The sequence below is a fragment of the Alcaligenes ammonioxydans genome (assembly GCF_019343455.1).
Lineage (GTDB): Bacteria > Pseudomonadota > Gammaproteobacteria > Burkholderiales > Burkholderiaceae_B > Alcaligenes > Alcaligenes ammonioxydans.
Genome location: NZ_CP049362.1, coordinates 236797 through 255611, shown reverse-complemented (window position 1 = coordinate 255611; position 18815 = coordinate 236797). Strand labels below are relative to the sequence as shown.

Sequence of the window (18815 nt, the reverse complement as noted above, 5' to 3'; positions counted from 1 at the left end):
TCAAAACCGAATACTTATTAGCTAATAAGCAAGCCGGTATTTAATCGCGAATCTGAGCCAGTCCCGAAAGTACGCGTTGCACTGCGCCCTCATGCATCTGAACCCAATGTAAGCCTGCATCTGCCATTTTGTGATGGCGCGCGGGATCATCCACCAGCTCTACCGCCTGCTGCAAAGCCAGGGCGGGGGTACTGGCCCGAATGGCGGCACCCGCCTGCATGGCATCTTGCATGGCCTGGGCAAAATTATGCGTATGAGGCCCCACAATGACAGGCACCCCCACTGCGCAGGCTTCAATAAAGTTTTGACCACCCAAAGGTTGAAAACTGCCCGCGACAATCGCCACCCGGGCCATGCCGTAGTACCAGTGCATTTCGCCCAGCGTATCGCCCAGCAGCACGTCGACCTCGCGACACGCCTCAACCGCACTGGTGCTGGTATCGCCCTGTTTCAACAGTTCACTGCGACGCACTGCGCGCAGCCCCCGTTGATTCAAGTAGTCGGCAGCCTCGTCAAAGCGTTCAGGATGTCGCGGCACCACGACAAACAGAACGGGACTGTGCAACTCGCTGCCCTGTTTACGCTCACGACGCAAATAATGCGCGATCGCATCAATAAAATCCATATGCTCGGTCTCGCGCGTACTGGCAATGACCACCACGCGGCGGCCCAGGTCACTGGCAAAACCTCGACCACGCGCAATTTTCTCCTGCGGCAATACGACGTCAAACTTCAGGTTTCCCGATACCCGGACCCCTTGGGCCCCAGCCAGCTCCAGACGCTGGGCATCAGCCAGGCTCTGCGCGTAAATCAGCTGAAAAGATCGATATGCCTCGCGCATGACTGAGCCAGCTTTCAGGCTGGTGCGCAGGGCGCTTTCTGAAAAGCGAGCACTGGCCAGCATCATGGGAACGCCCTGCCGACGCGCAGCGGCCAGCAGATTGGGCCACACCTCGCGTTCGATCAGCACACCGGCACACGGCCGGTAGTGGGCAAAGAAGCGCCGTACCGAGCCGGGGAAGTCATAAGGCAACCATTGCTGCACCAACTGCCCGCTGGCAATTTCAGCCGCAAACGCGTTTGCCCCTTCTTCGCGGCCCGTCACGGTCATGTGGGTCAGCAGGACCGTTTCACCCTGATCGAGCAAGGCCCGGATCAAGGGCTGCGCGGCCCGTGTTTCACCCAGGCTGACCGCATGCACCCATACAGGCGCTTTTTCAAGGGTGGGCGCAGAACCGTAAAAACCAAAACGGGGGCCTGACAACACTTGCCATTGCCCACCGGCGCGACGAGCACGCAGACCCATCCAGGCCATCAAGGCTGGAGCCAGAATGTGTATGGAGGCGGTATAAAAGAATCGGTTCACCCGTTTTGGCCTCGTTATGAAATCAGCAACCACCCGACCCGGCTTGGGGTGCTACCGAAAAACTACAGAAAACGGTGCGAGGCAGAAAAACCTGCCCTCAAACAGGGCCGCAGACCCTTTGGCACCGCGTATTGTAAGCACAAAGCCGGCTCTCAAAAAACGAATTGGCCATCCAGGTCAAACTAGTTTTTTTGCGTATCCAGCAAAGCGCCCTGGGGCGCGGTCGTACGTCCCAACGCCTGATCGATGGCACAGAGTACCGTTTCCGCGGAGGGAGGATGACCTCGCTCTCCCAGACTGGCGGTATAAGCCGAACCTTCCAAAGGCGTGCGCACAGGTGTGGAGGCTTTATAGATACCGATCGTGGGGCGTCCCAAACCGGCCGACAAATGCGTCAGGCCACTGTCCAGCCCCACCATGATTTGCGCCCCGGCCAATTGCAAGGCGATCGGCGTCAGCTCCATACGTGGCATGACCTGGGCCTGGCTGCGGCCAGCAATCAGCGTTTGGGCACGTTCGGACTCGGCAGGGCTGCCAGCCAGCAGGCGCAAAGCCATCCCCTCCTCCTGGAGGCGATCGAACACCTGTTGCCAGTTCTCGGGGTCCCACAGCTTATCGTCGCGACTGGCCGAGGGCATGATGATGGCATAGGGATCACCGTCCTTGGGGGCCTGCGCCGCCAGAGCCTGCAAACCGAAATCCGGCGCTCCGTCAAACTGGTAGCCAAAGGCGGAGGCTGCCAATGTTCTCTGACGAAGCACGGCAGGCTGCCAGAAGGCGACTCGATGGCGCACATCATAGAAAAGCGAGGCAAGCGGTTCCCGGGCCGACTTCCAATCCAAGCCATGTCGGCGCCCCTTGGTCTGCCTGACCAGCCAAATGGATTTCATCAGGGCCTGCATATCGAGGACAACATCGTACTGGCGCGATTGCAGTTGCTCACGCAAGGCAGCGCGCTCCTGACGCGTCTGGGCAGACCACCATTGCTTGCGCCAGCGCCGATGCGCCACGGGAATGACGTCGTTTACCGCCGGATGCCAGCCCGGAATCTGGGCAAAGCTCTCTTCTACAAGCCAGTCAATTTGTGCACCGGGCACATGGCGTGCAATGTCCGAGATTGCTGGCAACATATGAACCAGATCTCCCAATGAGGACGTACGCACAATCAATATCTTGCAAGTCATGGGCGAATTATAGTGGTGGCCGCGTCCAATCCATCAAAGATGCATAAAAATATCCATCTGCTCTTGTTCTGTGCCGCAACCGCCATCAGGCATAATAGAACTGCCTATTTTCAGGACCGGAAGCATGATTGATCTCAAACAGATCGAAGCCTTTGTATGGGTTGCCGAACTTGGCGGTTTCCGGGCGGCTGCCGAAAAGCTCAACACGACCCAACCATCTATTTCTCAGCGCATCGCCGGACTGGAATCCAGTCTGGAACTGCGTTTGTTTGATCGGGGCGCCCGGGGCATCAAACTGACAGACAAAGGCCAGGAGCTACTGTCACATGCACAGCGCATGCTGGATCTGCGCACCGAAATGCTGCGCGCTGCCAAAGAACAAAATGCCATCCGCGGGCTGCTACGCCTAGGGGTGGCTGAAACCATTGTGCAGACCTGGCTACATGAGCTGATCGACAAGCTGCACCAGGAGTACCCGGCCCTGGTCATCGAGATCCACGTCGACACCACGAGCGTGCTGCGCCAGCAACTGGCCAGTTTCCAGATTGATATGGCCATGATTGTGGGCGTTGGCCAAGACCCTAAAGAACAATGCATCCGCTTATGTGCGTATCAGTTGGGCTGGGTCGCCAGCCCGACCCTGAAGCTGCACGGCCGCAAAATCAGCGTTTCCGAGCTAGGGGTTTACCCTGTAATCACCTATCCGTCCGGGAGCGTTCCGTACCTGGCCACACGCGAAGCATTGCTGCGTGCCGGCGTCAAATCACCCCGTATTTTTGGCAGTGCATCCCTGAGCACCATCGTGCAAATGACACGTCATGCCATGGGCCCCAGCGTGCTGGCCCCAGCGGTCATAAAAGACGAGCTTTCCGAGGGAAAACTGCGACTTTTGAAGGTCGATCAGTCCCTTCCGGACATCGAATTTTTTGCCTGCTGGATGGACTCGCCCGACAGTCATATTGCTCGCGTCGTCGCCAATCACGCACAAGAAATCGCCCAACAATACGTGCAGACCGATAAGTAATCGTTATGGCCTAGGATTCAAACATACGATTGGACACAAATTATCTGATCGGTTGCAATCCGAGGCTGTGATCAACCCCCTTTGTGCGAGTGGTCATCATGAACCTGCAAACCCTGCCTGTGCTAGCGCCCGAGGCCCAGAAGTGGCGCGAGCTGATCCGTCAACAAATCCATACTGGTCCCACTGCAGGACTGGCCGCAGGCTATGTGCAGGCCAACCTGATGATTCTTCCCAAAGAGTGGGCCGACGAGTTTTTGCTGTTTTGTCAGCGCAACCCCAAGCCCTGCCCGTTGTTGGCCGTGACCGAACCCGGTCAATTTCAGGTCCCGACCCTGGGTGGCACGATTGATCTGCGCACGGACTTCCCCCGTTACCGCATCTGGCAAAATGGCGAGCTCGGAGCCGAGCCACTGAGCATTACCGATGTCTGGCGCGAGGATCTGGTGTCCTTTCTGATCGGCTGCTCCTTTTCGTTTGAAGAGGCCCTGCTGGCCGACGGAATTGATGTGCGCCACATCAGTGCGGGGGTGAACGTGCCCATGTATCGCAGCTCCATCCAGACTCAAGGTACGACGCGCCTGTCCGGCCCGCTGGTAGTATCGATGCGGCCCATGCGTGCTGCCGATGCCATCCGCGCCATTCAGATCACCTCGCGCTTTCCATCGGTACACGGCGCTCCGGTACATATTGGCGATCCGTCCCTGATCGGAATCAGCGACCTGCAAAAGCCCGACTATGGTGATGCTGTGCCAGTCGGTCCTGACGAATTACCCGTTTTCTGGGCCTGCGGCGTTACTCCCCAAGCCGTCGCCGCCCAGGCCAAGCCGCAGTTTTGCATCACGCATGCCCCTGGCCATATGTTGATTACCGACTTGCCAAACACACGGCTGGCCGCGCTTTAAAAATTGGACCGGCACTGTCCGGTCACCCCTCTGGTTTCAATATGCAGCCCCCTGCCCAAAAGGGGGGCGCACTCTATCAACCATACAGCTGGACCGCTATTAGGAGCACCTTATGAAAAAAATCGTACTGACCTCCCTGGCTTTAGGCTCGCTGGCCCTGGGCTCTGCCGCCATGGCCCAGGAACTGCCCAAGACCTCCCTGAAAGTAGTCGGTGGCTTGAGCAATCTGACCGCCTACCAGAATACCGAGCAGCCCTTCTGGACCAAAAAGGTGCCTGAGCTGTCCGGTGGCCAGATCACTGCCGATATCAAAGGTTTCAACGACATGGGCCTGAAAGGTCCTGAAATCATGCGCCTGATCAGCCAGGGCGTGATTCCTTTCGGTACCGCCACCCTGGCTTACTTCGCCAGCGACAACTCGATTAACGAAGCCATCGACCTGGCCGGTCTGGCACCCGATATCGAAGTGGCCAAAAAACTGACCGACGCGTTCACGCCTGCCTACGAAGATTTCTATGCCAAGAGCAACGTCAAGGTACTGGGCTTCTCGACCTACCCTGCCCAGGTCCTGTTTTGCAATGGCAACTTCAATGGCCTGAGCGACCTGAAAGGCAAGAAAGTGCGCACCAGCAGCCGCACCCAGGCTGAATTTGTCCAGGCTCTGGGTGGCAACAGCGTCACCATCCCATTTGGTGAAGTCGTTCCTGCCCTGCAAAACGGCGTGGTTGACTGCGCGATTACCGGCTCCATGTCCGGCTACTCGGCCAAATGGTACGAAGTCAGCTCCAAGCTGTATGAAATGCCAATCAACTGGAACCAGCAGATTCACGCAGCCAACCTGGGAACCTGGAACAAGCTGGACCCCAAAGTCCAGGAGTTCCTGGCCAGCAACATCAAGGCCATGACGCAAGACATCTGGGCTGCCGCTGCCAAGGAAACCCAGGAAGGTTATGACTGCAATACCGGCTCCGATGCGTGTACCCAGCCCGTCAAAGGCAAGATGACGCTGGTCAAGCCAACCGACGCCGACCGCGAACTGCTGAAGAAAGTCATGAGCGAAACCGTGGTGCCCAAATGGGCCGAGCGTAGCTCCGCTGACACCGTGGCTGCCTTCAACGCCAGCCTGAGCCCGATCTTGGGCTTTGAAGCCAAGAAGTAATCTGTACGTACCGCCTGCCACCCATCCTGCGGTGGCAGGCCGCCTGTCCTTCAGGCCCCTCCCTCCTAGACCCTGTACGGGGTAGACACCATGGAAAATACCGAAAAATTCGCCATGCTGAACCGCTTGCTGTCCGGTGCCACGACCCTGTCGCGCATCGCCATCTGGTTCGCAGGCAGCCTGACATTGATCAGCGCCCTCTATATCACCGCGGACGTTCTGTTTCGCAAATTCAGTGGCAGCTCTCTGGGCGGCTCGGATGAGCTATCTGGCTACGCCTTTGCCATCAGCATTTCCTGGGCACTATCTTTTGCCACCCTGCAACGGGCCAATATCCGTATCGACGCCATCTACCAGCACCTGCCGGTCCGTCTGGCCGCCTTGCTGGACTGGATTGCTCTGGTGGCCCTGTCTGTTTTCATTGTCTACCTGACCTTGTACGCCACTGACGTGGCCGGCCTGTCCTGGACCAACCAGTCCACTGCCAACACCGCCATGGGCACTCCCTTGTGGATTCCGCAGTTCCTGTGGGTGGGCGGTCTGATCTGGCTGTGTGTCGTTTTGGCCCTGATGCTGCTGCGCTCCAGCCTGGCCCTGATTACGGGTGACCTGGCCGGTATCCGGTCCCTGTGCGGCATCCGCAGCACCCAGGAAGAAGCGTCCGAAGAAGCCGAGGCTGGCAAACGCATGGTGCAAGGAGACGCCAAATGATTACCACCGCACTGACTCTCTTGCTCGTTCTGATCGGATTGAGCATTCCCGTGGGCGCTGCCCTGGGTGTTTTGGGCCTGATTCTGGACCCGCTGTATTCCATGTTGCCGCTCACTGGCGCCCTGGGTGAGATTTCCTGGGGCACCAGCAACGAATTCCTGCTGGTGGCCATTCCCCTGTTCATCATGCTGGGCGAGATCCTGCTGCGCTCCGGTATGGCCGAACGCATGTACAACGCCATGAGCCTGTGGCTGTCCTGGCTGCCAGGCGGCCTGATGCACGCCAATATCGGGGCCAGCGCCCTGTTTGCCGCCACTTCCGGTTCCAGCGTGGCCACTGCCGCCACCGTGGGCACCGTGGCCCTGCCGCAGATCAAGAAACAAGGCTATAACGAGCCCCTGTTCCTGGGCAGCCTGGCCGCAGGCGGTACCTTGGGCATTCTGATTCCGCCTTCGATCAACCTGGTGATCTACGGCGTGCTGACCAATACCTCCGTGCCCAAGCTGTATCTGGCCGGCATCATCCCCGGTTTGGGCATGGCCCTGCTGTTCATGCTGGCAATCGCTGCCGCGTGCATGGTCAAGCCTAAATGGGGCGGCACCAAGATCAAGGCTAGCTGGGGTCAGCGTTTTGCCAGCCTGGTGCATCTGGTTCCACCCCTGGGTATTTTCTTGCTGGTCGTAGGCTCGATTTACGCCGGTGTTGCCACCCCGACCGAGGCTGCTGCCCTGGGTGTGGTCGGCGCCTTGATTCTGGCTGCCTTCTCGGGCCGCATGAGCTGGACCATGATCAAGGAAGTGCTGGAAGGCACCATGAAAGCCACGGCCATGATCATGCTGATCGTGATCGGTTCGGCTTTCCTGAACTTTGTCATGTCCGCCACGGGCCTGACCAACGCGCTGACTGACGCCATCACCGGGCTGGGTGTCTCGCCCATGGTGATGCTGATGATCATCGTGGTGTTCTACCTGGTGCTGGGCTGCTTCATGGAAACCCTGTCCATGATGATCACGACTATCCCTATCGTGGCTCCCATCATGATCGCTCTGGGCTTTGACCCGGTTTGGCTGGGTATTGCCATCATCATTCTGGTGGAAGTGGCGCTCATCACCCCTCCTGTTGGTCTGAACCTGTTTGTGGTCCAGAGCCTGCGCAAGAGCGGCAGCATGAACGACGTGATGCTGGGCAGCCTGCCTTTTGTGATCATGTTGCTGGCCATGGTGGGCCTGCTGGCTATCTTCCCGGATCTGGCTTTGTGGCTGCCACGCCTGTTCGGTTAATCCCAATCTGTCTTTAAGTTAACGAGTACTGCTATGCGTTTGACCTTTGAACTGGCCCAGGCCACCCACACTGAAATCATCGAGGCTGATCTGCAGCACTGCATCGTGGCCGGTTGGGCGGGCCGTGATCTGGCCGCCATCGAGCACCACATTGAAGAGCTGGCCGAACTGGGCGTACCACGCCCCAGCTCGGTACCGCTGTACTACCGCATCGCGGCCAACCAGATGATTCAGGATGCCGACATCCAGGTCGTGGGCTCGGGGTCGTCGGGCGAGACTGAGGTATTTGTCTTCACTCATCAAGGCCGCCTGCTGGTGAGCCTGGCGTCCGATCACACCGATCGTGTTCTGGAAGCGCATAGCGTTGCCCTGTCCAAACAGATCTGCGCCAAACCCATTGCCCGCGAAGCCTGGTTGTTCAGCGACGTGGCAGAGTACTGGGACGAGCTGATCATCCGCGCCTACATTCAGGAAGACGGCAAGGAAGTCCTGTACCAGGACGGTCCCTTGTCCACACTGAAAAATCCGCTGGAGCTGATCGAGGGCTACTTCCAGTCCACCACCATGCCGGAAGGCTACGGCATGACCTGCGGCACCGTCGGCGCGATCGGAGGCATCCGTCCCGCTGCCCAGTTCACCATGGAACTGTATGACCCCCGCCGCGAACGCAGCATCCGCCACACCTATGTGGCTGAAGTCCTGCCCGAAGTAGCCTAAACTGGCCCAGCCCGCCCCACCCATTTATTTAGCGAGTGATCCATGCTAGCGACTATTACCGAACTGCAACGTGCTCTTGATCGTGGCGAAACCACCTCGGTCGAACTGACTCGGCAAGCCCTGGAACGTATCCAGGACGACAGCCGTGACGGCGCTGCCACGTTCATCGAAGTATTTGCCGAACAGGCTCTGGCAGCGGCCAAGGCTTCCGACATCTTGCGTGCGGCCGGTCTGAGCCGCTCGCTGGTCGAGGGTCTGCCCATGTCGGTCAAGAACCTGCATGACATCGCCGGCTACATAACGTTGGGTGGGTCGACAGTGCTTAAAGATGCTGAGCCTGCCGAGCAGCACGCCACCATTGTGGAACGCCTGCTGCGCGCCGGCGCCATTTTGATCGGCTCGACCAATATGACCGAATTTGCCTTCTCCGGTCTGGGCATCAACCCTCACTACGGCACTCCGCGCTCCGTTTGGGATCGTGACAATGCCCGTATCCCCGGGGGCTCGTCCTCCGGCGCCGGGGTCGCGGTTGCCCAGGGCATGTCGGTCTTTTCCATTGGTACCGATACCGGCGGCTCGATTCGTATCCCTTCGGCCTTTAACGGCCTGACCGGTTTTAAACCCACTGCCGAGCGTGTCCCCAGCGAAGGCACCATGCCCTTGTCCCGCAGCCTGGACTCCAACGGCCCCTTGGCGGTTTCTGTTGAGTGCTGCGCCATTGTTGATGCCATCCTGACCGACCAACCTTATGTACCTGTGGCGACTCCTGCCCTGGAAACCGTGCGCCTGGCCGTACCCAAGACCTTTGTCTTTGATGGCATTGATCAGACGGTACGCGCCGCCTTTGACCGCGCCATCGCCTTGCTGCGTGAGCACGGCGCAGTCGTTGAGGAAATTGACCTGCCCGAGTTTGAGCAGTTGCCCCACATCAACCGCAAAGGCGGCTTTGTCTGCGCGGAAGCCTGGTCCGTTCACCGTGACACCCTGCAAAGCAAGGGCGAACAATATGATCCACGTGTGGCCTCGCGCATCCTGCGCGGCAAGGACATCGACTGCGCTGACTACATCGAACTGCAGGATACCCGCCAAGCCTGGATCAGCGCGGTCGAGAGCCGTCTGGAGCGCTATGATGCCGTGCTGATGCCGACCGTACCCGTCGTCGCCCCGCGCATTGCCGATCTGCAGGCCTCGGACGAGGTGTACTTCGCCACCAACGGCCTGGTTTTGCGCAATCCCACACTGATCAACTTCCTGGACGGCTGCGCCCTGTCCCTGCCCTGCCACGCTGCCGGTGAGGCCCCGGTCGGCCTGATGGTGGCCGCTCCTGCCTACCATGACGAACACTTGCTGGCAGTAGGTGCAGCGATCGAACGGGTATTGCCCTTGCGCGGACGCTAATCCGCTAAGATGAAGTTCGTTTCAGGACGGCCACCCGGCCGTCCTTGTGCTTTGCGTCAGGAGCCTGTCATGAGCACAACCCAGTCTTCCTCCTTGCCCCGGACCAGTCTGACACCGACAGCCTTTCCCTTGGCGGGGGTGCTCATCCTGATTCTGTCGTCCTGGGCGCTGTCGGGACTGGATGCCAGTGGCAAATGGATCATGGGCTTTGGCGTGCCCTTGCTGGTGATGTGCTGGTTTCGCTACGTGGTCCATCTGGCCCTGGTGTTGGCGCTGGTGCTGCCCGTCAAAGGACACAAGATTTTGCGCAGCACCCGGCCCAAAGCGCAAATACTGCGTGGCACCGTGATGATGCTGTCCACCTTTTCATTTTTCACGGCACTGAGCTATCTGCCTCAGGCTGAGGCCACGTCCATCAATTTCCTGGCACCCTTGCTGGTGCTGTCGGTCGCTCCCTGGATTCTGAAAGAACCACCTCGTCTGAGCCGCTGGATAGCAGCCGGAGTCGGGTTCCTGGGGGTGCTCATCATCATCCGACCAACGGCCGGCCTGGACCCGCTTGGGGTGATGTTTGGTTTGATCACCGCCTGCATGTTCGCCACACAATTTATCGCGACCCGTCGCGTGGCGGTGGACAACTCACTGACCACACTGATCTGGAGCGGTGCCGTTGGCAGCATCTGCCTGACCATTGCCCTGCCTTTTCTTTTACCCGCAGCGCTGCCCGCCCTGAAAGAGCTGACCATTTTCCAATGGTTGATTCTGATTTCTACCGGCCTGTGGGGCTGCCTGGGACACTTGCTGCAAATTCAGGCTTATCAGCGAGCGTCGGCCTCGCTGCTGGCCCCCTTTGTCTACCTGCAAATCGTGGCGGCCGCCGCGCTGGGCTGGTTGATCTGGGGTCAGTTCCCCGACATGTTTACCTGGATCGGAATTGGCGTGGTCTGTGCCAGCGGTATTGTGATTGGAACGCTGGAGTGGCGGCGCCAGAAGCAATCCGGCGCCTGACTCGTTGGCGCGAACTTAGCGCGATTGCCAGCCCTGCACAAAGACGGCGACGGGCTGGCGTTTGGAACCGGCTTTTTGCAGCTCCAGCAAACGTAACACCCCTTCACCGCAAGCCACATCAATACCTTGGGCACTGACGTTCAGAATCTGACCCGGTTCCGCGCAATGCGTCTGTTCTACCACCTGAGCGCGCCACACCTTCACAGGCTGCTCCAAACCGGGCAAGGACAGAGTGGAGCCTGGCACTGGGTCAAACGCACGAATACGGCGCTCCAGTTCCTTGGCTGGCCGGCTTAAATCCAGCACCGATTCCGCCTTGGACAATTTCTCGGCATAGGTCACACCTGCCTCTGGCTGAGGAACGGCCTGCAAGGTGCCATCACGCAAGTGCTGCAAGGCGTCCAGCAAGGCCTGCGCCCCCAGTTGAGCGAGATCGTCATGCAAGGTGGCAGCACTGTGGTCATCGCGAATGGGCAGCTCGCTGCGCACCAGCATATCGCCGGTATCCAAGCCTTCATCCATCTGCATGATGGTGATGCCCGTTGCCGCATCGCCTGCCTGAATGGCCCGCTGAATAGGGGCCGCGCCACGCCAGCGGGGTAGCAGACTGGCGTGAATATTGAAGCAGCCATAACGTGGCAGCTCCAAGGTCCACTTGGGCAAAATCAAACCATAAGCGGCCACCACCATCAAATCGGGCTGCACGTCCAACAATGTCTGGCGGGCCTGGGCGGCCTCCTCGGGGTACTTGCCATCCAGGCGCAGACTATGCGGCTGCAGGACCGGGATAGCAGCCTTCAGGGCGGCCTGCTTGACCGGGCTGGGGCTCAGTTTCATACCCCGACCCGCCGGGCGATCCGGCTGCGTCATGACCAAGGAAACCTCAACACCCTGGGCTAGCAGCGCTTCCAAGGCCACACGAGCGAAATCTGGGGTACCGGCAAAAACAATACGCATGGCAACTATTGCCCTGCCTTCAGGGCTTCACGCTGCTGCTTGCGCAAACGGCTGCGAATACGTTCACGTTTGAGCACGGACAGATACTCCACAAACACCTTGCCATCCAGGTGATCCAGCTCGTGCTGCACACACACCGCCAGCAGGCCGTCGGCTTCTTTCTCGTACCACTGTCCGTTCTCGTCCTGGGCCTTGAAACGGATACAGGCCGCACGCTCGACCTTGTCATAAGTATCGGGCACGGACAGGCAACCCTCTTCGTACACCTTCAGCTCTTCACTTTTCCAGGTGATTTCCGGGTTGATCAGCACCAGCAATTCATTGCCGCTTTCGGACACATCAATTACCACCACCCGCTCGTGGACATCCACCTGGGTCGCAGCCAGGCCTACACCGGGCGCGTCATACATGGTCTCGGCCATATCCTTGACCAGTTTGCGAATGCGGTCATCGACCTCCTGCACAGGTTTGGCCACCGTGTGCAGTCGGGGGTCAGGAAATTTAAGGATGGGAAGCAAAGCCATTGTCATGTCCGAAGAAAAAGCGATAAGTCGATATAATAAAACAAGTTTCAGAGCGGCATCCGATTGCCCCGGCACACCACGACGCCCTGGTCACCAAACGACATCCACCCTGGATAAAAATATCGGGGTTACACCGAACACGGTTTCGTTTCGTGCCACACTGCCTTATGCCTCATTATTTTAGCTCGGATGAAATTTCGGAAGAATTGCATGCCTGGTTGCGCCTGTCGCTAGAGCCTGGGCTTGCACCCGCCCAGGCCCGGCAATTGCTGGCGGCCTGCGGGCTGCCACCGCACATCTACCAAAGCTCGGTGCAAACCCTGTCGCGGCATATCCCTGGCGAACTGGCGGTACAACTCAGCCAGGAGCCGGTGAAAGAGCTGCAGGCACTCATAGACCAAACGGTGCAATGGCTCAAACAGCCTGGCCACCATATCGTGACCTTGGCTGACGCCAGCTACCCGGCTGCCTTGCTGGATCTGCACGACGCTCCCCTGCTGCTTTACGCAAATGGCGATCTAGGTATCTTGCAGCGTAAAGGGCTGGCTATTGTGGGAGCGCGCAACGCCACCCAATCCGGACAGGAAACCGCGACCGATTTTGCCCATACCCTGGCGACCAAGGGGTGGTGCATTATCAGTGGTCTGGCCAGCGGCATCGATCAGGCCGCCCATAAGGGAGCTTTGCAAGCCGGCTCTCAGGGTGCCGGCACCCTTGCGGTCATGGGTACCGGTCTGGATCTGGTCTACCCGGCCGCCCATCGCGACCTGGCTCATCAAATCAGCGCTCAGGGGCTGTTGCTGAGCGAATTCCCTCTGGGAACACGGGCCCTGCCCCACCACTTTCCGCGTCGAAATCGCATTGTGGCTGCGCTGTCCAAGGGCGTACTGGTGGTGGAGGCCGCCAAACAAAGCGGTTCGCTGATTACCGCCCGTTTGGCCGGGGAGCTGGGGCGAGAAGTCTTTGCCATTCCCGGCTCCATTAACTCCCCTTTGGCTCGAGGCTGCCACGCTCTGATTCGTCAAGGTGCCAAGCTGGTTGAAAGCGCCCAAGATATTCTGGACGAGCTGGGCAATGCCCAAGGCGACGTCTGCCGGGACACGCCTGCCCGGCCCGGACCCACGCCACATGCCCATGACAGCTTGCCCGAGGAACTACGTCCCATCCTGGAGCGCATCGACTTTGCCCCCTTGACTCCGGAGCAACTGATGCGTCGTACCGGCCTGCTGGCTACCGAACTGCCCGCCTTCCTGGCCGAGCTGGAGCTGGCAGGCTGTATCGAGGCCCTGCCCGACGGCCGCTTTCAACGCTTGAAGCCTTAAGAACCATAGGGCAGTTCCTAGGGCGCCAGCCCCGGCCCTCAAGAGGTATCATGACGATTACGTCAGGGCCTGCGGGCCCCAGCCCTCTATCCCTTCAGGAAACTTCATGTCATACCCATCGCGCGTCAAGATTGTGGAGGTCGGCCCCCGGGACGGCTTGCAGAACGAAAAAGAATTCATCCCCACCGACGTCAAGGTCGAGCTGGTCAACCGTTTGTCTCATGCTGGCTTTGTGAATGTGGAAGCAGCTTCTTTTGTGTCGCCCAAATGGGTACCGCAAATGGCCGACGGCGCCGAGTTGATGGCAATGATCGACCGTCGCCCCGGCACGATTTATTCCGTCCTGACCCCCAATATGCGTGGTTTTGAAGGTGCCCTGGCCGCCAAGGCGGACGAAGTGGTGATCTTCGCCGCCGCCAGCGAGGCATTTTCCCAGCGCAACATCAATTGCAGCATCGAAGAATCGCTGGAGCGCTTTGCCCCCGTTGCCCAGGCTGCCAAAGAAGCCGGTTTGCGTTTGCGCGGCTCCATCAGCTGTTCTTTCGGTTGTCCCTATGAAGGTGCGGTAGCCCCGTCCAACGTACTGAAAGTCGGCAAGCGCCTGATCGAACTGGGCTGTGACGAGATCGACGTGGCCGACACCATCGGCGTAGGCACGGCCCGCCAGGTTTATGACCTCATGCGCATGGTGACCGAGCACATAGACCCAGCTCATGTGTCCGGCCACTTCCACGACACCTACGGCCAGGCCATTGCCAATATCGTCGCGTCCATGCAGGCTGGCATTCATATTTTCCACAGCTCCGTGGCCGGTCTGGGCGGCTGTCCCTACGCCAAGGGCGCAACCGGCAACGTCGCGACTGAAGACGTACTGTTCCTGATGCAAGGCCTGGATATTGAGACCGGCATTGATCTGAACGCCGTGGTAGAGACGGGACAATGGATTTCGGCTCACCTGAAGCGTAAATCGGCCAGCAATGCCGGTAACGCCCTGGCCGCCCGCAAGCAAGGGGCCGCCGCGTGCTGATGAGCCAAGCCCCCACCAAAGAGGAAATTGACGCCCTGTTAAGCGACCTGGGCCCGCTTCCCATTCAAGGCCGCTCCTGGCCCAAATGGGTCGCTGCCAGTGCCTGGGTCGTGCTGGCCCTGATCGGGGTGCGGTTTGCCTTGGTCGCCGGCTCTCCGCAAGGGGCGGCTATCAGCCCCGTGCTGGCGGGCAGTCTGGTACTGCTGTTTACCGGCCTGATTCTGATTGCCTGGCACATGTGGCATGGGGTCACCACAATTGACCAGACCGGCATACGCCAGAGCTGGATCATGAAGCGGCAAGTGCAATGGCAGGACATCCACTTTGCCAAATTTGTGCCGCTGTTCAACTCCAAGCGTCTGATCTGCTTTACCCGACGTGGTCGTCCCGTGATTTTTCAAGGTGCCACACAGGATCTGCAAGTAGCCTTTGCCAAGATTTCCCTGGTGTTGAGGCGCAAGAATTAGGTCTTCCGGTTTGCTCCGTAAGGCTTGGCATATTGGGGCAAACAATCCAGCACGTCTTCCATACGAAAGCCGTGCGCAGCAGTTAGACAGACCAGGTATGGCCGTGTTCCACCCCACGACGATACCTACACCACCAGTCCCCGGGGCAGCGCACACCATCCGGGGACCAAGAGCAAAACGCACAGCAACGTCATAGCCCCCAGACCCATCAGTCAATAAAAAAGCAGCTCTCAAAGAGAGCTGCTTTTTGCATATCGTGAACCCCGAAAGGATTAACGAATAGGCAGACCGTAAATCAGGCCACCGTCGATCCACAGGGCATTGAGGCCGCGTTCGATCTGCAGCGGGCTGCCTTTACCCACGTTACGCTCGAAAGACTCACCGTAATTACCGACTTGCTTGATGATGTTGTAAGCCCATTTTTCGTCCAGGCCCAGGTTCTTGCCGGCACCTGGCGTCACCCCAAGCAGACGCTGAATGTTGGGATTGTCGCTTTTGAGTTTTTCATCCACGTTGGCGGCCGTCACACCCAACTCTTCGGCATTGAAGCTGGCTTGCAGGGACCATTTCACAATGTTCAGCCAAGCATCGTCGCCCTGACGAACGAAGGGACCCAAAGGCTCTTTGGAAATGATTTCTGGCAGAACCAGATAATCGTCCGGGTTCTCCATTTTGGAGATGCGAATCGACGCCAGACCGGAGGCGTCAGTGGAAAACACGTCACAACGACCCGCCACAAAAGCATTGACCACTTCGTTGAACTGTTCGATCACGACTGGCTTGTAGTCAACCTTGTTGGCACGTGCCCAATCGGCCATCGTATTTTCGTTGGACGTGCCAGTCTGCATGCAAACGGTAGCGCCGTTCAGTTCCTTGGCACTGGTCACGCCCAGCTTCTTGGACACCAGAAAACCCTGGCCATCGTAAAAGTTGATGCCGGCATGAATGGCACCGAGCGCCGTGTCACGCTGCTGGGTCACGGTGGTATTACGGGCCAGAAGATCAATTTCGCCCGATTGCAAGGCTGTGAAGCGCTGCTGGGAGTTCAAAGGCACCGCCTTGAACTTGCTGGCATCACCCAAGGTGGCCGCCGCCACCGAACGACATACGTCAATATCCAGGCCCGTCCAGGTCCCCTTGTCATCAGGGGCCGAAAACCCGGCAAAACCGGTGGTCACGCCACACAGCACGTGGCCGCGCTGTTGGACATTGTCCAAGGTGGCTGCCTGGGCAGCAGGCAGGCTGGCCATCAAGGCCAGGACAACAGCAGAAACTGGCACAAAGCGCATCGGGCTCTCCTCAAAAGATATAGGTATTGGCTATTTTCCTGAAATAGTACCGCAGCCCGAACGCTACTTGTGTGCATATCTATATGGCAAATTAATCGTAGCTGCGTTGGTCCTCGATGACTTTACCATCCCTTGGCAGGGCGCCAGGTGCCATAAACTCCACCTGGGCGCGCAGTTTGGTGATCTCACGGATCGAATCCGCCAAGGCGCTTTCCAGCCCGTCGGGCTGTGCGCTCACTTCCACCTGAAACACCATCTGATCCTGGCCACTGGCCCCGCGTACCACCAGACGGGCTTGCCCCAATTCTTTGTGCCGCAGACGAATCTGCTCCACCTGCCCCGGATGCACAAACATGCCCCGCACCTTGGTAGTCTGATCCGCACGCCCCATCCAGCCGCGAATACGCTGATTGGTGCGGCCGCAGGGGGATTGCCCAGGCAACACGGCAGACAGGTCCCCCGTCCCGAAGCGCACCAGCGGATAGTCGGGATTGAAAGAAGTCACCACGACCTCGCCCACTTCACCCGGGGCCACCGGCTGTCCCGTGCCAGGACGCACAATTTCCAGGATCAGGTTTTCATTCAACACCAAGCCTTCGCGAGCCTGGGTTTCGTAGGCGATCATGCCCAGATCTGCACTGCCATAAGCCTGGTAGCCTGCCACCCCTTGCTCGCTGAACCACTTTTGCAACGACGGCGGATAGGCCTCACCTGAAAACAAAGCCTTGCTCAGACCCGGCAAGGCAATTTGCATGGCCTGGGCTTTTTCCATGATGATTTTCAGAAAACTGGGTGTGCCGGTATAGCCGTGAGGGCGCAAATCGGCCATAGCCTGCACCTGCTGCTCGGTTTGGCCCACCCCACCGGGAAATACAGTGCAATCGAGTGCATGCGCGGCCGTTTCCATCATGGAGCCTGCCGGAGTGAAGTGATAAGAAAAACAATTGAAAATCAGTTCTTCACGCCGAAAACCTGCCGCATACAGGGCACGCGCGAAACCCCAATAGTCCGAGCGGCGGCTTTCAGGTTCGTACATGGGGCCGGGCGAGGCAAACACCTTGCGGGCCGCTCCCCAGGAGATGGAGGAAAAGCCCCCAAAGACAGCCTGCGCGTAAGCGGCCGAAGACTGCCCGGCCCGTGCCTGCTCCCGAGCCTGAAGCTGGGCCTGCAACAACTCACTTTTACGAAACACCGGGATGGCCAGCAGATCCTCGCGGCTGCGCACGGCCGCCAGCTCCACGCCCTCCAGTTGCCTGGCAATGGCAGGGGCGCCCTGGGCTGCCGCCTGCAACACCTGCGGCAAACGGGTCATCAAATCGGCTTCGCGCTCGTCCGGTTCCAGGGTCTCGCGCTCATCGTAATACTCGCTCATTTATCCTCCAGTGGGATGAATTGGCATCCCAACACGCTGCGCCAAACCAATCTGCTGTCCACAGACAAAGGCGTGTCAATGCCAAGCTCCGCAGCCACACCCTGTGTAGCCAGAAGCAGCCCAAAACTCAAAACGTCAAAAGGCCAAGGGCGGCACCTCATGTGCATCCCGGTGGCAGGTCTTTCCCTGTGCTGTTCCTGCTGCTGTTCAGTACAGGCCAGACCCGGCTGATACATGGAAATTCCTGGGCGTTACGCCAGCCAGCGCTTGCGACGCCGGTAAAATTTATTGTCGCGAAAGCTCTTGCGCTCTCCTCCTGACACACCCAGGTAAAACTCCTTGACGTCCTCGTTCTCGGCCAGCGCCTGCGACGGTCCGTCCATCATGACCCGGCCGTTTTCCAGGATGTAGCCATAGTCAGCATATTTCAGGGCCACGTTGGTGTTTTGCTCGGCCAGCAGGAAACTGACTCGCTCGCGCTGATTCAGATCCCGCACAATCTCGAAAATTTCTTCCACCACCTGCGGCGCGAGTCCCATGGACGGTTCGTCCAGCAAAATCATGCCCGGATCGGCCATCAAGGCGCGGCCAATGGCACACATTTGCTGCTCCCCGCCCGAGGTATAGCCGGCCTGACTGGCACGGCGCTGCTTGAGTCGCGGAAAATACTGGTAGACCTTGTCCAGCTCGGCGCTCAGGTCGCCACGCGACAAGGAGCGGGTATAGGCCCCCGTCAATAAATTTTCTTCAATGCTCAAGTGCGCGAAACAATGACGCCCTTCCATCACCTGCACCACGCCGCGCTTGACCAGATCGGCCGGCGTCAGCTGATCAATACGCTCACCACGCAGATGGATCTGGCCTTTGGTCACATCGCCGCGCTCGGCGCGCAGCAAATTTGATACGGCCCGCAAGGTCGTGGTTTTACCGGCACCGTTGGCGCCCAGCAAGGCAACAATCCGCCCCTCCGGCACCCGCAAGGACACGCCCTTGAGCACCAAAATGACGTGGTTGTAAATCACTTCGATGCCATTGACGTCCAGCAGGGCGGGCGTCTCATCCACTTGGCCTACGGTCTCACTCATAATCTTCCCCACGCAATGCAGTG

At 58.9% G+C, this 18815-nt stretch carries 18 protein-coding genes; 11 read left to right on the top strand and 7 right to left on the bottom strand.

What is annotated here, in order from left to right:
• Positions 1–40: 40 nt before the first annotated feature.
• On the bottom strand, positions 41–1366 hold the full coding sequence (locus FE795_RS01125; RefSeq protein WP_003804804.1) for a 3-deoxy-D-manno-octulosonic acid transferase: 1326 nt from the start codon (positions 1364–1366) through the stop codon (positions 41–43).
• A gap of 182 nt (positions 1367–1548) precedes the next feature.
• Positions 1549–2550 carry a lipopolysaccharide heptosyltransferase I gene (waaC, locus tag FE795_RS01120; RefSeq protein ID WP_039944030.1) on the bottom strand — a complete coding sequence of 334 codons (1002 nt, stop codon included), beginning with the start codon at positions 2548–2550 and terminating at the stop codon, positions 1549–1551.
• Positions 2551–2674: 124 nt separating this feature from the next.
• Here waaC and FE795_RS01115 point away from each other — a divergent pair, with 124 nt between their 5' ends.
• The 8 genes from FE795_RS01115 (at position 2675) to FE795_RS01080 (ending at position 10749) form a co-directional block, all read left to right on the top strand.
• Positions 2675–3574, top strand: a complete 900-nt coding sequence (locus tag FE795_RS01115) for a LysR family transcriptional regulator (RefSeq protein WP_059318350.1) — start codon at positions 2675–2677, stop codon at positions 3572–3574.
• Between the two features lie 98 nt (positions 3575–3672).
• Positions 3673–4476, top strand: coding sequence for a putative hydro-lyase (locus FE795_RS01110; RefSeq protein WP_219235454.1), 804 nt, complete (start codon positions 3673–3675; stop codon positions 4474–4476).
• Between the two features lie 112 nt (positions 4477–4588).
• A complete protein-coding gene (locus tag FE795_RS01105; protein ID WP_003804813.1) occupies positions 4589–5635 on the top strand; it encodes a TRAP transporter substrate-binding protein in 1047 nt (348 codons plus the stop codon).
• Positions 5636–5725: 90 nt separating this feature from the next.
• Positions 5726–6346, top strand: coding sequence for a TRAP transporter small permease subunit (locus FE795_RS01100; protein ID WP_003804814.1), 621 nt, complete (start codon positions 5726–5728; stop codon positions 6344–6346).
• Entirely contained in the window at positions 6343–7626 is a 1284-nt protein-coding gene (locus tag FE795_RS01095) for a TRAP transporter large permease (RefSeq protein ID WP_003804816.1), read from the top strand. The genes FE795_RS01100 and FE795_RS01095 overlap by 4 nt, the downstream gene beginning before the upstream one ends.
• A gap of 33 nt (positions 7627–7659) precedes the next feature.
• Positions 7660–8343, top strand: a complete 684-nt coding sequence (locus tag FE795_RS01090) for a DUF2848 domain-containing protein (RefSeq protein WP_219235452.1) — start codon at positions 7660–7662, stop codon at positions 8341–8343.
• Between the two features lie 42 nt (positions 8344–8385).
• The gene (locus tag FE795_RS01085) at positions 8386–9741 is read left to right on the top strand and encodes an amidase (protein ID WP_003804820.1); all 1356 of its coding nucleotides are present in this window, start codon (positions 8386–8388) and stop codon (positions 9739–9741) included.
• 69 nt (positions 9742–9810) lie between these two features.
• Entirely contained in the window at positions 9811–10749 is a 939-nt protein-coding gene (locus FE795_RS01080) for a DMT family transporter (RefSeq protein ID WP_003804822.1), read from the top strand.
• Between the two features lie 15 nt (positions 10750–10764).
• Here FE795_RS01080 and fmt read toward each other — a convergent pair whose 3' ends face one another.
• Entirely contained in the window at positions 10765–11706 is a 942-nt protein-coding gene (gene fmt / locus FE795_RS01075; protein ID WP_219235450.1) for a methionyl-tRNA formyltransferase, read from the bottom strand.
• A 5-nt stretch (positions 11707–11711) separates the two neighbouring features.
• Positions 11712–12230 carry a peptide deformylase gene (def, locus tag FE795_RS01070; RefSeq protein WP_219235448.1) on the bottom strand — a complete coding sequence of 173 codons (519 nt, stop codon included), beginning with the start codon at positions 12228–12230 and terminating at the stop codon, positions 11712–11714.
• A 167-nt stretch (positions 12231–12397) separates the two neighbouring features.
• Here def and dprA point away from each other — a divergent pair, with 167 nt between their 5' ends.
• The 3 genes from dprA to FE795_RS01055 all read left to right on the top strand — a co-directional run bounded on the left by dprA (position 12398) and on the right by FE795_RS01055 (position 15046).
• Entirely contained in the window at positions 12398–13552 is a 1155-nt protein-coding gene (dprA, locus tag FE795_RS01065) for a DNA-processing protein DprA (RefSeq protein WP_219235446.1), read from the top strand.
• A 106-nt stretch (positions 13553–13658) separates the two neighbouring features.
• On the top strand, positions 13659–14579 hold the full coding sequence (locus tag FE795_RS01060; protein WP_003804832.1) for a hydroxymethylglutaryl-CoA lyase: 921 nt from the start codon (positions 13659–13661) through the stop codon (positions 14577–14579).
• Complete coding sequence (locus FE795_RS01055; protein WP_039944042.1) at positions 14579–15046, top strand: hypothetical protein; 468 nt, start codon at positions 14579–14581, stop codon at positions 15044–15046. The genes FE795_RS01060 and FE795_RS01055 overlap by 1 nt, the downstream gene beginning before the upstream one ends.
• Before the next feature lie 272 nt (positions 15047–15318).
• On the opposite strand, the gene FE795_RS01050 is transcribed toward FE795_RS01055, so the two are convergent.
• The 3 genes from FE795_RS01050 to FE795_RS01040 all read right to left on the bottom strand — a co-directional run bounded on the left by FE795_RS01050 (position 15319) and on the right by FE795_RS01040 (position 18792).
• Entirely contained in the window at positions 15319–16335 is a 1017-nt protein-coding gene (locus FE795_RS01050; RefSeq protein ID WP_219235444.1) for an amino acid ABC transporter substrate-binding protein, read from the bottom strand.
• A gap of 91 nt (positions 16336–16426) precedes the next feature.
• A complete protein-coding gene (locus FE795_RS01045) occupies positions 16427–17707 on the bottom strand; it encodes a phenylacetate--CoA ligase family protein (RefSeq protein ID WP_003804840.1) in 1281 nt (426 codons plus the stop codon).
• A 251-nt stretch (positions 17708–17958) separates the two neighbouring features.
• Positions 17959–18792 (bottom strand): ABC transporter ATP-binding protein, encoded by an 834-nt coding sequence (locus FE795_RS01040; protein WP_003804844.1) that lies wholly within the window; start codon positions 18790–18792, stop codon positions 17959–17961.
• Between the last annotated feature and the right edge of the window lie 23 nt (positions 18793–18815).